At 73.5% G+C, this 15,461-nt stretch carries 11 protein-coding genes; all 11 read left to right on the forward strand.

The window, feature by feature from the left end; all coding sequences use genetic code 11:
• The first annotated feature begins 47 nt into the window (after positions 1-47).
• A complete protein-coding gene (locus FHX82_RS34210) occupies positions 48-830 on the forward strand; it encodes an SDR family NAD(P)-dependent oxidoreductase (protein WP_145935415.1) in 783 nt (260 codons plus the stop codon).
• Between the two features lie 11 nt (positions 831-841).
• Positions 842-2,239: a 3-isopropylmalate dehydratase large subunit gene (leuC, locus tag FHX82_RS34215; protein ID WP_145935414.1), complete on the forward strand. Its 1,398-nt coding sequence runs from the start codon at positions 842-844 to the stop codon at positions 2,237-2,239.
• Complete coding sequence (gene leuB / locus FHX82_RS34220) at positions 2,236-3,240, forward strand: 3-isopropylmalate dehydrogenase (protein ID WP_145935413.1); 1,005 nt, start codon at positions 2,236-2,238, stop codon at positions 3,238-3,240. The genes leuC and leuB overlap by 4 nt, the downstream gene beginning before the upstream one ends.
• Before the next feature lie 115 nt (positions 3,241-3,355).
• Positions 3,356-4,720: a serine hydrolase domain-containing protein gene (locus tag FHX82_RS34225; protein ID WP_145935412.1), complete on the forward strand. Its 1,365-nt coding sequence runs from the start codon at positions 3,356-3,358 to the stop codon at positions 4,718-4,720.
• Positions 4,717-6,291, forward strand: a complete 1,575-nt coding sequence (locus FHX82_RS34230; protein WP_145935411.1) for an ABC transporter substrate-binding protein — start codon at positions 4,717-4,719, stop codon at positions 6,289-6,291. Before FHX82_RS34225 ends, FHX82_RS34230 begins: the two co-directional genes overlap by 4 nt.
• A 25-nt stretch (positions 6,292-6,316) precedes the next feature.
• Positions 6,317-7,303 carry an ABC transporter permease gene (locus tag FHX82_RS34235; RefSeq protein ID WP_229880697.1) on the forward strand — a complete coding sequence of 329 codons (987 nt, stop codon included), beginning with the start codon at positions 6,317-6,319 and terminating at the stop codon, positions 7,301-7,303.
• 4 nt (positions 7,304-7,307) lie between these two features.
• A complete protein-coding gene (locus FHX82_RS34240) occupies positions 7,308-9,206 on the forward strand; it encodes a dipeptide/oligopeptide/nickel ABC transporter permease/ATP-binding protein (RefSeq protein WP_145935410.1) in 1,899 nt (632 codons plus the stop codon).
• A complete protein-coding gene (locus FHX82_RS34245; protein ID WP_145935409.1) occupies positions 9,203-10,129 on the forward strand; it encodes an ABC transporter ATP-binding protein in 927 nt (308 codons plus the stop codon). The genes FHX82_RS34240 and FHX82_RS34245 overlap by 4 nt, the downstream gene beginning before the upstream one ends.
• A 23-nt stretch (positions 10,130-10,152) precedes the next feature.
• Positions 10,153-13,452 carry a serine hydrolase gene (locus FHX82_RS34250; protein WP_145935408.1) on the forward strand — a complete coding sequence of 1,100 codons (3,300 nt, stop codon included), beginning with the start codon at positions 10,153-10,155 and terminating at the stop codon, positions 13,450-13,452.
• Position 13,453: 1 nt separating this feature from the next.
• A complete protein-coding gene (locus FHX82_RS34255) occupies positions 13,454-14,344 on the forward strand; it encodes a GNAT family N-acetyltransferase (protein ID WP_229880699.1) in 891 nt (296 codons plus the stop codon).
• Entirely contained in the window at positions 14,341-15,447 is a 1,107-nt protein-coding gene (gene menC, locus FHX82_RS34260; protein WP_145935407.1) for an o-succinylbenzoate synthase, read from the forward strand. The genes FHX82_RS34255 and menC overlap by 4 nt, the downstream gene beginning before the upstream one ends.
• Positions 15,448-15,461 lie beyond the last annotated feature (14 nt).

Consider the following 15,461-nt stretch of genomic DNA (forward strand, 5'->3'; position numbering starts at 1 on the left):
ACGCTTCGGGCGATGCGCCGTGCCCCCGCGGTGACGAGACTCGACGCATGCTCTCCTCACCTCGCGTCGCCGTGATCACCGGGGCCCGTCAGGGCATCGGCCGCCGGATCGCGGAGAAGCTCGCGTTCGACCGCTGGGCCGTGGCGCTCGTCGACCGGGTGGACCCGGCCGCGACGCTGGATTCCGTGCGGGACAAGGGCGGCGAAGCGGCCGCGTTCCGCTGCGACGTGTCCGACGAGCGCGCCGTCGGCGAACTGGCCGAGGCGGTGCACGCCCGGTTCGGCGACGTGGAGGCGCTGGTCAACAACGCCGGAATCAGCCTGATCGCGCCCGCCGAGGACACCACCGCCGAGCAGTGGCGCCGGGTCCTCGACGTGAACCTCACCGCCCCTTTTCTGCTGTGCCGCGCGTTCTCCGGGCCGATGCTGCACCGCCGCAGCGGCAGCATCGTGAACATCGCCTCGATCTGCGGGCTGCGCGCAGTGCCGGATCGTGTGGCCTACAACGCTTCCAAACACGGACTGGTCGGGCTCACCCGCAGTCTCGCCGTCGAGTGGGGCGGCCGCGGGGTGCGCGCGAACGCCGTCTGCCCGTCGTGGGTGGCCACCGAGATGGACGCCGCGGACAAGGCCGGTGGGGCCTACACCGACAGCGACATCACCGATCGCGTCCCGCTCGCCCGCTTCGCGTCCCCGGACGACATCGCCGAAGCTGTCGCGTTTCTGGCCGACGCCGGGCGAAGCGGCTACGTCAACGGCACGGCCTTGTCCGTCGACGGCGGCTGGCACACCGACGCGAGCTGGCGTGCCCTGCGACTCGCGAAGCGCTGAAGGAGGCGACCATGGGCCTGACGATGGCCGAGAAGATCCGGCGCGCGCATCTCGTCCGCGCCGGCGAGGACGACGGCCCCGACCTGCTCTACGTCGACCTGCACCTGATGCACGAGATGACCAGCCCCCAGGCGTTCGACGGGCTGCGCGCGGCGGGCCGCCGGGTCCGGCGCCCGGACCTGACGCTCGCGACCGAGGACCACAACGTCCCCACCACCACGCCGCACCTGCCGATCGCCGACCCGGTGTCCAGGGCGCAGCTGGAGACCCTGCGGCGCAACTGTGCCGAGTTCGGGGTGCGGCTGTACCCGCTGGGTTCCGCGGAGCAGGGCATCGTGCACGTCATCGGGCCGCAGCTCGGACTCAGCCAGCCCGGGATGACGATCCTGTGCGGCGACAGCCACACCAGCACGCACGGGGCGTTCGGCGCGCTCGCGTTCGGCATCGGCACGAGCGAGGTGGAGCTGGTGCTGGCCACCCAGACCCTGCCGGTGCACCCGTTCCGCACGATGGCCGTCACCGTCACCGGGCGGCTCGGCGACGGGGTGAGCGCGAAGGACCTCGCGCTGGCGGTGATCGCGACCATGGGCACCGGGGGCGGGCAGGGGCACGTGCTGGAGTACCGGGGGAGCGCGATCACCGCACTGTCCATGGAGGCGCGGATGACCCTGTGCAACATGTCGATCGAGGCGAGCGCCCGCGCCGGCATGATCGCACCCGACGAAGTCACCTTCGACTACCTCCGGGGCAGGAAGTACGCCCCGCGGGACTGGGAGCGCGCGGTCGAAGGCTGGGAAGCCCTGCGCACGGACGAGGACGCCGTGTTCGACAAGGAGGTGGTGCTCGACGCGGCCGCTGTCAGTCCCTTCGTCACCTGGGGCACCAACCCGGGTCAGGGCGTGCCGCTGGACGCTGCGGTGCCGGACCCTTCGGCCTTCGCGGACGAGGCGGAACGGACTGCCGCGAGCAACGCGTTGCGCTACATGGGTCTCGAACCCGGCACGCCGATGCGGGCGGTGCCGATCGACACGGTGTTCGTCGGTTCCTGCACGAACGGGCGCATCGAAGACCTGCGTGCGGCCGCGGAAGTGCTGCGCGGCCGCCGGGTCGCCGACTCCGTCGAGATGCTCGTCGTACCCGGCTCGGCGAGGGTCAAGGAGCAGGCGGAGGACGAGGGCCTCGACGACGTCTTCACGCGTGCCGGTGCGCAGTGGCGGTCCGCGGGCTGCTCCATGTGCATCGGGGTCAACCCCGACCGCGTCGCTCCCGGCAGACGCAGCGCGTCCACGTCCAACCGCAACTTCGAGGGCAGGCAGGGCCCGGCCGCGCGCACCCACCTGGTGTCGCCGGCGGTCGCGGCCGCCACCGCCGTGCTGGGGCACCTGGCCGGGCCCGCGGACCTGTCGTGACGATCGTGCTGCTGCCCGGCGACGGCATCGGGCCGGAAGTGGTCGCCTCCGCGGTCGAGGTGCTCGCCGGGGTGGGGGAGTTCGACTTCGCCGAGTTCCCGTTCGGCGCCGACGCGATCGAGCGGTGCGGCACCCCGCTGCCTGCCGAGGCGCTGACCGGATGCCGGTCGGCCGAGGCGGTGCTCGCCGGTGCGGTCGGGACCGCGGCTCACACGACGACGCCGGGTTCGGGGCTGTTGCGGCTGCGGGCCGAGCTGGGCCTGTACGCGAACCTCCGTCCCGTGCGGGCGTGGCTCGAAGGGCTCGGGCCGCTGCGGCCGGACGTCGTCGCCGGGGCGGACCTGGTGATCGTCCGGGAACTCACGGGCGGTCTCTACGTCGGTGCGGCCGGCCGGTCCGCGGAAGGCGCCTACGACACCTGTGCCTACACGGCGGGTGAGATCGAGCGCGTCGCGCGGGTCGCGTTCCGGCTCGCGCAGGAGCGGCGGGGACGCGTGACGTCGGTGGACAAGGCGAACGTGCTGGAGACCTCCCGGCTCTGGCGGGAGACCGTGACCGGGCTCGGCCAGGACAAGTTTCCCGGGGTGGAACTGGAACATCTCCTCGTCGATTCGGCCGCGCTCGCGCTCGTGAGCGACCCGCGCCGCTTCGACGTCGTCGTCACCGAGAACCTGTTCGGCGACATCCTCAGCGACGAAGCCGCCGCGATCGCCGGCTCGCTGGGGCTGCTGCCCAGCGCGTCACTCGGCGACACCGCGGGCGGCCTGTTCGAACCGGTCCACGGCTCGGCACCGGACATCGCCGGCCTCGGCATCGCCAACCCTTGCGCGGCCATCCTTTCCGCCGCACTCCTGCTGCGGTACGCGCTGTACCGGGACCCCGAAGCGGCGGCGATCGAGGCCGCGGTGGCCCGAACCCTGCGGGACGGCATCAGAACCCCGGACCTGGGCGGCACAGCGACGACGGCCGAGGTGACGCGCGCGGTACTGGCCGGTCTCTGACCGGCGGCGGGCGCGCCGCACGCCGGTCCTCTTCGTCGCACGCTACGGAAACCGCCCCGGGTGCTTGTGCGGCTCGACGAAGCGGTGCGGTGTGGTGCGGGGCTACCTTCGCCCGATGGTGAACCTGGCGGAAACCAAGCAGTGGCTGGCGGACCGGTTCGCCGGGCTCGTGGCCGAACACGGCGTGCCCGGCGCGGCGGTCGCGGTGTCGGTCGGCGGTGAGGTCGCCGACGCCGCCGCCGGGGTGCTCAACACCGCCACCGGTGTCGAGGCCACCCCCGACTCCCTGTTCCAGGTCGGTTCCATCACCAAGGTCTGGACCACCACGCTCGCGATGCAGCTCGCCGACGAGGGGCTGCTCGACCTCGACGTGCCCGTGCGCGGCTACCTGCCGGACTTCCGTCTCGGCGACGAGACCGCGGCGGCGACCATCACGGTGCGGCAGCTGATGTGCCACACCGCCGGCTTCGAGGGCGACCTGTTCACCGACACCGGCAGGGGTGACGACTGCGTCGAGAAGTACGTCGCCACCCTCGGCGACGTCGCGCAGCTGTTCCCGCCCGGGCGGATGTTCTCCTACAACAACGCGGGGTTCTGCGTGCTCGGCCGGATCGTCGAGGTCCTGCGCGGCAAGCCGTTCGACACCTGCCTGCGTGAGCACCTGTTCACCCCGCTCGGGCTGACACACGCGGCCACCAGCGCCGACGAGGCGATCCTGCACCGGGCCGCCGTCGGGCACCTGGACGTCGGCGGCGAGCAACGGCCCGCGCCGATCTGGTCGCTCGTGCGCTCCAACGGGCCCGCCGGGTCCGCGCTCGCGATGCGGCCCCGCGACCTGCTCGCGTTCGCGCAGGCACACCTCGACGGCGGCGGCGAAATCCTCGGCGCGAGCTCCGTGAAGACCATGCGGGAACGGCAGGTCACGCTTCCGCCACTCGGCCTCATGGGCACCTCCTGGGGCCTGGGCTGGGAGATCTACGACCAGCCCGGCGGCACGATCCTCGGCCACGACGGTGGCACCATCGGCCAGGCCGCGTTCCTGCGCGTGGTGCCCGACCGCGGCGTCGCGATCGCGCTGCTCACCAACGGCGGTGACCCGATCTCGCTCTACGCCGACGTCTACGGCCACCTGCTGCCCGCGCTCACCGGGATCGACCGCCCGCCGTTCCCGGTACCGCCCGCCGAACCGGAGCCGTTCGACGCGAGCCGGTACACCGGCACCTACTCGTGCGAGGTCGTCGACGTCACCGTGAGTCAGGACGACGACGGGCGGGTGTGGCTCGCGCAGACCCCCAAGGGGGTGCTCGCCGAGCTGAGTGAGGCCGACCGCGCGGAGCTGGTCCGCCTCGACGGCGACACGCTGATCACCCGCGAGCCGCGGCACGGCCTGCACCAGCCGCACGTGTTCCTCGGCGACGACGGCAGCGGGCGCGCCGAGTTCGTCCACAGTGGACGAGTGATCCGCCGGGAGGCACGATGAAGACAGTTCTGCCACTCGTGGGGACCGGCGTGCTCGCGCTGGCCCTCGCCGCGTGCGGCGGGGGGAACGCGGGCGGTGGCGCCGTCGTGGACGGCGGGACGTTCACCTTCGTCCTCGGCGCCGACCCCGGCAACCTCGACCCGCACCTGACCACGCTGTCGACGACGCTGCAGGTGGACAAGTTCCTCTACGACTCGCTGGTGAACGTCGACGCGACGGGCGCGCCGACGGCGGGGCTCGCCGCGAAGTGGGAGGGCGACACCACCAAGGCGACCTACACCCTGCGGCCCGGCGTCACCTGCGGCGACGGCACCCCGGTGACCGCGAGCCAGGTCGCCGACAACATCAACTTCGTCGGCGATCCCGCGAACGCGGCCGCGCTGCTCGGGATCGACGTGCCCGCGGGCGCGAAGGCCACCGCCGACGACGCCGCCGGCACGGTCAGCGTCACCGCGCCCTCCGCCGACGCGTTCCTGGTGCACAACGTCGGCGAGCTGCCGATCGTGTGCGCGAAGGGAATGAAGGACCGCAACCTGCTCAAGCAGGGCTCCGACGGCACCGGCCTGTACACGCTGACCGAAGCGGTGTCCAGCGACCACTACACGCTCACGCGGCGCAAGGACTACGCGTGGGGCCCCGGCGACTGGAAGCCCGACACCCGCGGCCTGCCCGACACCGTGGTGCTGCGGGTGGTCCCCAACGAGACAACGGCCGCCAACCTGCTGGTGTCCAAAGAGGTCAACGCCGCGCAGATCCTGGGCCAGGACCGGCAGCGGCTCAAGGCGAGTGGAGTGTCCGAAAAGGACAGCGAGTCGCCGTTCGGTGAGCTGTGGTTCAACCAGAAGGCCGGCCTGCCGGGTGCCGACGAGACCGTGCGGCGCGCGCTGACCCAGGCGCTCGACCTCACACAGCTCGGCCAGGTGCTGACCGGCGGCACGGGCAAACCGGCCACCAGCCTCGTCGCCCCGGGCCTGGGGCCCTGCAACGGCACCACCATCGGCCCGCTGCCCGTACACGACGTGACCGCGGCGAAGGCTGCACTGGACGCGGCGGGCTGGACGCCCGGCCCGGACGGCGTCCGCGTCAAGAACGGCCAGCGGCTCGCCCTGAGCTTCTACTACCCGACGAGCATCGGCAGCGGGATGCAGGCCGGGGCCGAACTGGTCCAGCAGCAGTGGAACGCGGTCGGCGCACAGGTCGACGTCAAGGGCATGACCGACACCGAGAGCGCGCAGATCCTCGGTGGCGAAGGCACATGGCACGCCATGCTGCTGCCGCTGTCGGTCATCCTGCCGACCCAGCTCGTGCCGTTCCTGTCGGGACCGGCGGCACCGCAGGGCAACAACTTCGCGTCGATCCAGAACCCCGCCTACACCGCGGTCGTGCAGCAGGCGTCGGCGATCGCCGGTGCCGACGGCTGCGCGAAGTGGGGTGAAGGCGACCGGGCGGTGGTGCAACGGCTCGACGTCGTGCCGTTCGTCAACACCGTGCGGCCGATCTTCAGCCAGGGCAGCACGTTCGACCTGACCGAGGGCAGCATCGCGCCGTCGTCGATCCGGATGCTCGGCTGAGCGCGGAACCCGGAAGGAGCAGCCGGTGACCACCGTCGACGCAGCCGCCCGCAGGCTGCCCGCCGAGGCGCCCTGGGTGCGGTTCGCGCTGCGCCGGGCCGGGCGCCTGCTGGTGTCGGTCTGGGTGCTGCTGACCGCCGCCTTCGGCATGATCCACCTGATCCCGGGCGATCCGGTGCGGGCGGCGCTGGGCCCCACGGCCTCGCCCGAGCTGGTGCGGGCCCGGCGTTCGGCGCTCGGGCTCGACGATCCGCTGTGGCAGCAGTACCTGCACTACCTGGGCAACCTGTCCGGCGGCCGGTTCGGCGTGTCGATGAGTTCGGGTCTGCCGGTCTCGAAGGTGATCGGGGACCGGTTGCCCGCGACGCTGGAGATCGCCGGGTACGCGTTCCTGCTCGCGCTCGCGGTGGCGATCCCGGTGGGGGTGGGCATGGCGGTGCTGACGCGCGGCGGCCGGCACCGGCACGCCGAGCTGGCCTTCACCACCACGAGCGTGGTGCTGGCGGCGATCCCGGAGTTCCTGATCGCGGTGGCGCTGGTGTTCGTGTTCGGGGTCAGCCTCGGCTGGGCGCCGGTGGCCGGCCGGTCCGGTCCGGGGTCGTACGTGCTGCCGGTGGTGGCGCTCGCGGCGGGCCCGGCGGCCGTGCTGGCGCGGCTCGTGCGGGTCGAGATGCTCGCGGTGCTGCGGGCCGACTACATCCGCACCGCGCGGGCCAAGCGGCTGCCGTCGTGGCTGGTGTATCTGCGGCACGCGCTGCCGAACGCGCTGACCTCGACGCTGACCCTCGGCGGCCTCCTGCTGAGCGCGATGGTGGCGGGCACGGTGCTGGTGGAGAACGTCTTCGCGTGGCCGGGACTGGGCAGCACGATCGTGCAGTCGATCCTCGCCAAGGACTACCCGGTCGTGCAGGGGGTGGTGCTCGTCTACGGGCTCGGCGTGCTGCTGGTGAACCTCGCGGTCGACGTCGCGCTCGCGCTGCTCGACCCCCGCTCGACGATCAGGGAGAGCTGACAGCGTGCGCGCGAAGTGGAGCGGGGTGCTGCGCAGCCCGGTCGGGGCGAGCGCGGCGGTGGTGCTGTGCGCGGTGCTCGTGCTCGCGGTGCTGGCGCCGCTGCTGTGGTCGGACCGGGCGGGCGCCGTGGACACCGGGCAGATCCTGCAGGGCTCGTCGGCGCGGCACTGGATGGGCACCGACGGCCTGGGCCGCGACGTGTTCTACCGGGTCCTGGTCGCGACGCGGCTGTCGGTGGAGCTCGCGCTCGCCGCGACGGCGATCGGGGTCGTCGCGGGGCTGGTGCTCGGCACCGCGCCGGTGCTGTTCGGCGCGCGCGTGGGCCGGTTCGTGCACGGGGTGGTGTCGATCGCCGTCGCGTTCCCCGGGCTGCTGCTGGCGTTGTTCTTCGCGGTGATCTTCGGGGTCGGCACGTCCGGCGGCGTGCTGGCGATCGGCCTGGCCGCCGCACCGGGGTTCGCGCGGCTCACCCAGACCCTCGTCGCCCGCGTGAGCGCGCTGGACTACGTGGCGGCCGCGCGGATCGCCGGGGTCGGCCGCGTGCGGCTGCTGCTGCGGCACGTGCTGCCCAACATCGGCGAACCGCTCGTGGTCAACGCGACCATCGCGGCGGGCGGCGCGCTGCTCTCGTTCGCCGGGCTGTCGTTCCTCGGCCTCGGCGTGCAGGCACCGGACTACGACTGGGGACGGCTGCTCGGCGAGGGGCTCAACAGCCTGTACGTGCACCCCGGCGCGGCGCTCGCGCCGACGGTCGCCGTGGTGGTCGCCGGGCTCGCCTTCAACCTGTTCGGCGAGGCGATCGCGAAGGGACTCGGGCAGCACGGTCCACAATGGACCGGAACAACCGGTGAGCCGGACAGCACCGCCGCGGTGCCCGGCAGCGGGGACACGGAACCGGTGCTCGCCGTCGAAGGGCTGCGCGTCAGCTTCCCCGGGCCGGACGGCCCGGTCACACCGGTGCGCGAGGTGAGCTTCACCCTCGCCCGCGGCGAATGCGTCGGCGTGGTGGGGGAGTCGGGCTCGGGCAAGAGCCTGACCGCGCTCGCGGTCGCGCAGCTGGTCGAGGATCCGGGACGGGTGCACGCCCGCCGGCTGGAGTTCCTGGGGACCAGCCTGCCCGGCCGCGGCGAGCGCGCCGTCCGGCAACTGCTCGGCACCTCGTTCGCGATGGTGTTCCAGGACCCGATGACGTCGTTCAACCCGACCCAGCGCATCGGCGCGCAGCTCGCCGAGGTCGCGCGCCGGCACCAGGGCATGGGACGGCGGCAGGCGTTCGCCCGCGCGGTCGACCGGCTGCGCGCGGTCCGGGTACCGGCCGCGGAGCGGCGCACGCGCCAGTTCCCGCACGAGTTCTCGGGCGGGATGCGGCAGCGGGCGATGATCGGGATGGGGCTGATGGGTGCGCCCGCGTTGATCGTCGCCGACGAGCCGACCACCGCGCTCGACGTCACCGTGCAGCGGCAGGTCCTGCGGCTGCTGCTGCGGGTCCGCGAGGCGGGCGACGTCGCGATCCTGCTGATCAGCCACGACATCACGGTAGTCGGGCAGATCTGCGGGCGGGTGCTGGTGATGTACGCGGGACGGATCGTGGAGGACCTGCCCGCCGCCGAACTGCGCACCGCGGCACGCCACCCCTACACGCGGGCGCTGCTCGCCGCGGTGCCGGACATGACCACCGACCGCGACCGGCCGCTGGCCGTGATCCCCGGCCGGCCCGCCGAACCCGGCGCGCTGCCGCCCGGCTGCGCCTTCGCGCCGCGCTGCCCGTTCGCCGACGAGCAGTGCACGCGCGAGGACCCGCCGCTGGTGGCCGACGGGCACGGCCGGCGGGTCGCGTGCTGGCACGCCGAGGACATCGCACCGTCGCGGCAGAGCGCGGTGCGGGTGGGGGAGCCGGGATGAGCACACTGACCTTCGAGCACGTCACCGTCCGCTACGGCGGGCGGCACCGGGGCCTGACCGCCGTCGACGGGGTGGACCTGACCGTGCCGGACGGCGCGACCGTGGGGCTGGTGGGCGAGTCCGGCTCCGGCAAGTCCACTTTGGCCAGAGCCGCCGTCGGGCTCACGCCCGTCACCGGGGGCCGCGTGCTGCTCGACGGACGCCCGCTGCGGCGGCGCGGGCCGGTGCGGATGGTGTTCCAGGACCCGTACTCCTCGCTCGACCCGCGGATGACGATCGGCGCCTCGCTCGCCGAAGCGCTGCCGCGTGGCACGCGCCACCGCCGGGACGAGGTGGGCGGGCTGCTGGAGCTCGTGGGCCTCGACCCGGACCGGGCCGCGATGCTGCCCGCGCAGCTGTCGGGCGGGCAACGGCAGCGGGTCGCGCTGGCGCGCGCACTGGCGGGACGGCCGCAGGTCGTGATCGCCGACGAGATCACCTCCGCGCTCGACGTGTCCATCCAGGGCACCGTGCTCAACCTGGTCCGCGACCTGCAGCGGCGGATGCGGCTGTCGATGCTGTTCATCTCCCACGACCTCGCCGTCGTGCGCTACGTCAGCGATCTGATCGCCGTCATGTACCTCGGCCGGATCGTCGAGTACGGGCCCGCCGGCGACGTGCTGCGCGATCCCCAGCACCCCTACACCCGCGAGCTGCTCGCCGCGGCCGAAGCGGTCGCACTGTCCGAACCGGACGCCGTGGCCGACACCGAGCCCGCCGACCCGCACCACCCGCCGCCCGGGTGCCGGTTCCACCCGCGCTGCCCGATCGGCCCGCTCGTGCACCCCGGCCGGGGGATCTGCCGGGAGGCGGAGCCCGCGGGCGAGGGGCACCGCCACCACGCGGCGTGCCACTTCGCCGCCACCCCCGAACTCGTGTCCTGACCCGATCCCACAAGGAGAAACCGGTGACCCGACGTCTGCGCATCGAAGACCTCGCCGCTCTGGCGGTGCCGGAACAGCCGGCCCTGTCCCCGGACGGCACCGAGGTGCTCTACGTGCTGCGCACCTGCGACCGCGACGCCGACGAGAACGTGTACACGCTCTGGCGGGCCGGCCTCGACGGCGCTGACGCGCGGCCGCTGACGCGCGGTCGCGCCGACACCGCCCCGGCGTGGTCGCCGGACGGCACGCGGGTGGCGTTCCTGCGGGACGGGAACGTGTGGCTGCTGCCGCGCGACGGCGGGGAGGCCGAACAGCTCACCTCGCTGCCGCTGGGGGCTGGCGCGCCGGTGTGGTGCCCGGACGGTTCGGCGCTGGCCTTCGCCGCCCCCGTGGATCGCGAAGGCACCCCGGCGAACGCGCCGATGGCCGCCGGGCGGCTCGACTACCAGGCCGACGGCACCGGGTGGCTGCGCGGCGTCCGCAGGCACCTGCACGTGCTCGACCTGGAAACCCGCGAGTGCCGCCAGGTCACCGACGGCGACTGGCACGCCGGCGACCCGGCGTGGTCGCCGGACGGGACCCGGCTCGCGTTCTCCGCCGCGACCGCGCCTGATCGCGACGTCCGCCCGCGGGTGCCCGTGCACGTCCTGGACGTCACCGATCCCGCGGCCCGGCCGCGGCTGGTGGCGCTGTCCGGCGGCGTCGGCGGCCCGGTCACGTGGACCGCCGACGGCTCGGCGCTGCTGGTCGTCGGCCACCCCGGCGAGCCGAGGGGACACGCGCGGCTGCTGCGGATCCCGCTCGGCGGCGGGGAACCCGCCGACCTCACCGGATCGCTGGACCGCAACGTCATGCCGGGCGGCCCCGGCTACCCGGGCGCCGTCCCGCGCCTGATCGCCGGCGGCACCGAGGTGCTGTTCTGCGCGCGCGAGCGCGGCTGCACCCACCTGTACTCGGTGCCGGTCGACGGCGGCGCGCCGCGTCCGGTCCTCACCGGCGCGGGACGCGTGGTGTCGGGCCTGTCGGTCTCGGGGAGCACGGCGGTGTTCGTGCTCCTCACCCCGGCCTCCTATGGGGAGCTCGTCCGGCTCGACCTCTCGACGGGCACCGAGACCGTCCTCACCGGACACGGCGCGGAACTGTCCGATGTGGACCTGTTCGTCAAGGAGGAGCGGGAGTTCCGCATCTCCGAAGGCACGGTCGTGCAGGGCTGGCTGCTCCGGGACCCGGCGGTCACCGGGCCCGCGCCGCTGCTGCTGGACATCCACGGCGGCCCGCACAACGCGTGGCACGGCGGGGCCGAGGACGTGCGCCACTACCAGCAGGAGCTGGTGGCGAGGGGCTGGGTGGTGCTGACTGTCAACTCCCGTGGCAGCGACGGCTACGGCGAGGAGTTCTTCACCGCCGTGGACTCCGCGTGGGGGACGGCGGACGCGAAAGACTTCCTCGAACCGCTAGACGCGCTCGTCGCGGAAGGCGTCGCCGACCCGGAGCGCCTCGCCGTCGCCGGCTACAGCTACGGCGGGTTCATGACGTGCTTCCTCACCGGCCGCGACGACCGCTTCGCCGCCGCCGTCGCCGGCGGGGTCGTCGCCGATCTCACCAGCCTGGCGGGCACGTCGGACGAGGGGCACTTCCTCTCCGAGTTCGAACTCGGCGCGCTGCCGTGGGAGGACCCTGCGCGCTACGCCGCGATGTCGCCGTTCTCCCGCGTGGACCAGGTCCGCACCCCCACGCTGGTCGTGCACGGCGCCGACGACCTGCTCTGCCCGGCCGGCCAGGCGCAGCAGTGGTTCAGCGCGCTGCGCGAGCGCGGCGTGCCTGCCCGGCTCGTGCTCTACCCGGGCGCACCGCACGAGTTCGTGCTCGACGGCAGACCGTCGCACCGGATCGACTTCAACGAGCGCGTCGTGGAGTGGGTCGAGCAGTACGCGAACCACCGCGGGCCCCGTATCGACGCCGCGCACTGGCAGCGGCGCCTGGCCGTGCTCGCCGAGCGGCACCACGTGCCCGGTGCGGCGCTGGGGATCCTGCGCCTGCGTCCCGGTCGGGAGGACGAGCTGGCCGAGGCGGCCCACGGGGTGCTCAACGTGGACACCGGCGTCCAGGCCACGACGGACTCGGTGTTCCAGATCGGCTCCATCTCGAAGGTCTGGACCACTACGGTCGTCATGCGGCTCGTCGACGAGGGACTGCTGGATCTCGACGCGCCGGTCGCCGACGTGCTGCCCGAGCTGCGGCTGTCCGATCCGGACGTCACGAAACAGGTCACGGTGCGGCACCTGCTGACCCACACCAGCGGTATCGACGGCGACGTGTTCACCGACACCGGCCGCGGTGACGACTGCCTGGAGAAGTACGTGGCGCTGCTCGCGGACGTGGCGCAGAACCACCCGCTCGGGGTCACGTGGTCCTATTGCAACTCCGGTTTCTCGCTCGTGGGCCGGGTGATCGAGAAGCTCACCGGGTCCACTTGGGACGCCGCGATGCGCGAGCGCCTGTTCACCCCGCTCGGCCTGCGGCACACCGGCACGCTGCCGGAAGAGGCGCTGCTGCACCGGGCGGCCACGGGACACACCGGCACGACCGAACCCGTGCGGGCACCGGTCTGGACCCTGCCGCGCTCCGCCGGCCCCGCCGGGCTCATCAACGCCACCACCGCCGACGTGCTCGCGTTCGCGCGGCTGCACCTGACCGGCGGCGTGGCCGCGGACGGCACACGGCTGCTGAGCGAGGAAAGCGCCGCCGCGATGGCCGCCAATCAGGTGGACCTGCCGGACAAGCACACGCTCGCCGAGTCGTGGGGGCTGGGCTGGTTCCGGCTCGACTGGGGCGGGCGCCGGCTGATCGGCCACGACGGCAACACCATCGGCCAGGCCGCGTTCCTGCGGCTGCTGCCCGACGCGGGGCTGGCGGTCACCCTGCTCACCAACGGCGGCAACGGCCGCGACCTCTACCAGGACCTCTACCGCGAGATCTTCGCCGAGCTGGCCGGTGTCGAGATGCCGAGCCCGCTCGAACCACCGGCCGAGCCCGTGCCCACCGACATCACGCCGCACCTCGGCACGTACGAACGGGCGAGCGTGCGGATGGAGGTGCTCACCGGCGACGACGGGCCCAGGCTGCGCTCGACGGTCACCGGCATGCTCGCCGACCTGGTCCCCGACCCCGTCGAGGAGCACGACCTCGTCGCCGTGGCCGAGAACCTGTACGTGGTCAAGGACCCGGAGAGCCGGACGTGGGTGCCGGTGACCTTCTACACGCTGCCGGGCGGTGAGCGGTACGTGCACCACGGCGTGCGTGCCACCCCGAAGGTGTCCTGACGTGGGCAGAACGACCGGCGCGGCGCTGCTCGGCCCACCCGCCGCGGAGGCCGCGCTCCGCGCCGCCGGGTCGGCCGGGGTGACCGTCCGCGAGATCTCCGACCTCGGCGGGTGCGAAGCGGTGTACGACCTGTTCGACCGGATCTGGCGGCCCGACCCGCGGAACCCGCCGGTCACCACCGAGCTGATGCGCGCGCTGACCAAGGCGGGCAACTACGTCGCGGGCGCCTACGCCGGCACGGAGCTGATCGGCGCGTGCGTCGGCTTCTTCGGCACACCCGCAGCGGAGGTGCTGCACAGCCACATCGCCGGAGTCGCGCCGGGGAGGGCGGGCCGCCGCGTCGGGCTCGCGCTGAAGCTGCACCAGCGCGCCTGGGCACTGCGGCGGGGGATCTCGGCCATCGAGTGGACCTTCGACCCGCTGGTGAGCCGCAACGCCTACTTCAACCTCGCGAAGCTGGGTGCTGCCGTCACCGAGTACCTGCCCAACTTCTACGGCGGGATGCGCGACGGCATCAACGGCGGCGACGAGACCGACCGCCTGCTCGTGGACTGGCGGCTGGACGCGCCGGCGGTGCTCACGGCGTGCGCCGGCACACCGGTCGTGTGGTCGGCCGAGGCCGAGCGCGCGCGGGGAGCGGCCGTGGCGCTGGGACGAGCGGGGGACGAGATGCCAGTGCCGGGCACGATGGCGGGGAACGTGCTGCTCGTGGCCGTGCCGCGGGACATCGAGAAGCTGCGCGCGACCGATCCCGGCCGCGCGACGGAATGGCGGGCCGCGGTGCGCGAGACGCTCGGCGCGTTGCTCGGCGGTGGGGCCCGCATCGCGGGCTTCGACCGGTCCGGGTGGTACGTGGTCACGCGCGACGTGGCCGGGGAGGATGCGCGATGAAACTGACGGGACTGGAACTGCGCCGGGTCGAGATGCCGCTCGTGGCCCCGTTCCGGACGTCGTTCGGCACGCAGACGACGCGGGACATCCTCCTGCTGCGGGCGGTCACCGACGACGCCGAGGGCTGGGGGGAGTGCGTGACACTGGCCGATCCGCGCTACTCCCCGGAGTACGTCGACGCCGCGGCCGACGTGCTGCGGCGGTTCCTGGTGCCGGCGCTCGCGGCGCGCGAGCACCTCGACGCGTACGCGGTCGGGCCCGCGCTGGCGCCGTTCAAGGGCCACCGGATGGCCAAGGCGGCGCTGGAGATGGCGGTGCTGGACGCGGAGCTGCGGGCCCTCGGCCGCCCGCTCGCGCGGGAGCTCGGCGCGGTGCGCGACCGGGTGCCGTGCGGGGTCTCGGTGGGGATCATGGGCTCGGTGGGCGAGCTGCTCGACGCCGTCGGCGGCTACCTCGACGCCGGGTACGTGCGGATCAAGCTCAAGATCGAGCCGGGCTGGGACGTCGAGCCGGTGCGGGCGGTGCGGGAGCGGTTCGGCGACGACGTGCTCCTGCAGGTCGACGCCAACACCGCCTACACCCTCGCCGACGCCCGCCACCTGGCCCGCCTCGACCCGTTCGACCTGCTGCTGATCGAGCAGCCGCTGCCGGAGGAGGACGTGCTCGGTCACGCCGAGCTGGCCAGGACCGTGCGCACGCCGATCTGCCTCGACGAGTCGGTCACCTCGGCGAAGTCCGCGGCGGACGCGATCACGCTCGGCGCCTGCCGGATCGTCAACGTGAAGCCGGGCCGCGTCGGCGGGTACCTCGAAGCGCGGCGGATCGCCGACGTCTGCGCGGCCCACGACGTGCCGGTGTGGTGCGGCGGGATGCTGGAGTCGGGACTGGGCCGGGCGGCGAACGTCGCGCTCGCGGCGCTGCCGAACTTCACGCTGCCCGGCGACACCTCCGCCTCCGGCCGCTACTACCGCACCGACCTCACCGCCCCGTTCGTGCTGGCCGACGGGCACCTCCCGGTGCCGGCCGCGCCGGGCATCGGCGTCGACCCGATTCCGGAGGTGCTGGACGAGGTCACCACGTCGGTCGAATGGCTGTCCTGGTGACTCCGTTCGTCTGC

It is taken from the genome of Amycolatopsis bartoniae (assembly GCF_014191255.1).
Taxonomy (GTDB): domain Bacteria; phylum Actinomycetota; class Actinomycetes; order Mycobacteriales; family Pseudonocardiaceae; genus Amycolatopsis_E; species Amycolatopsis_E bartoniae.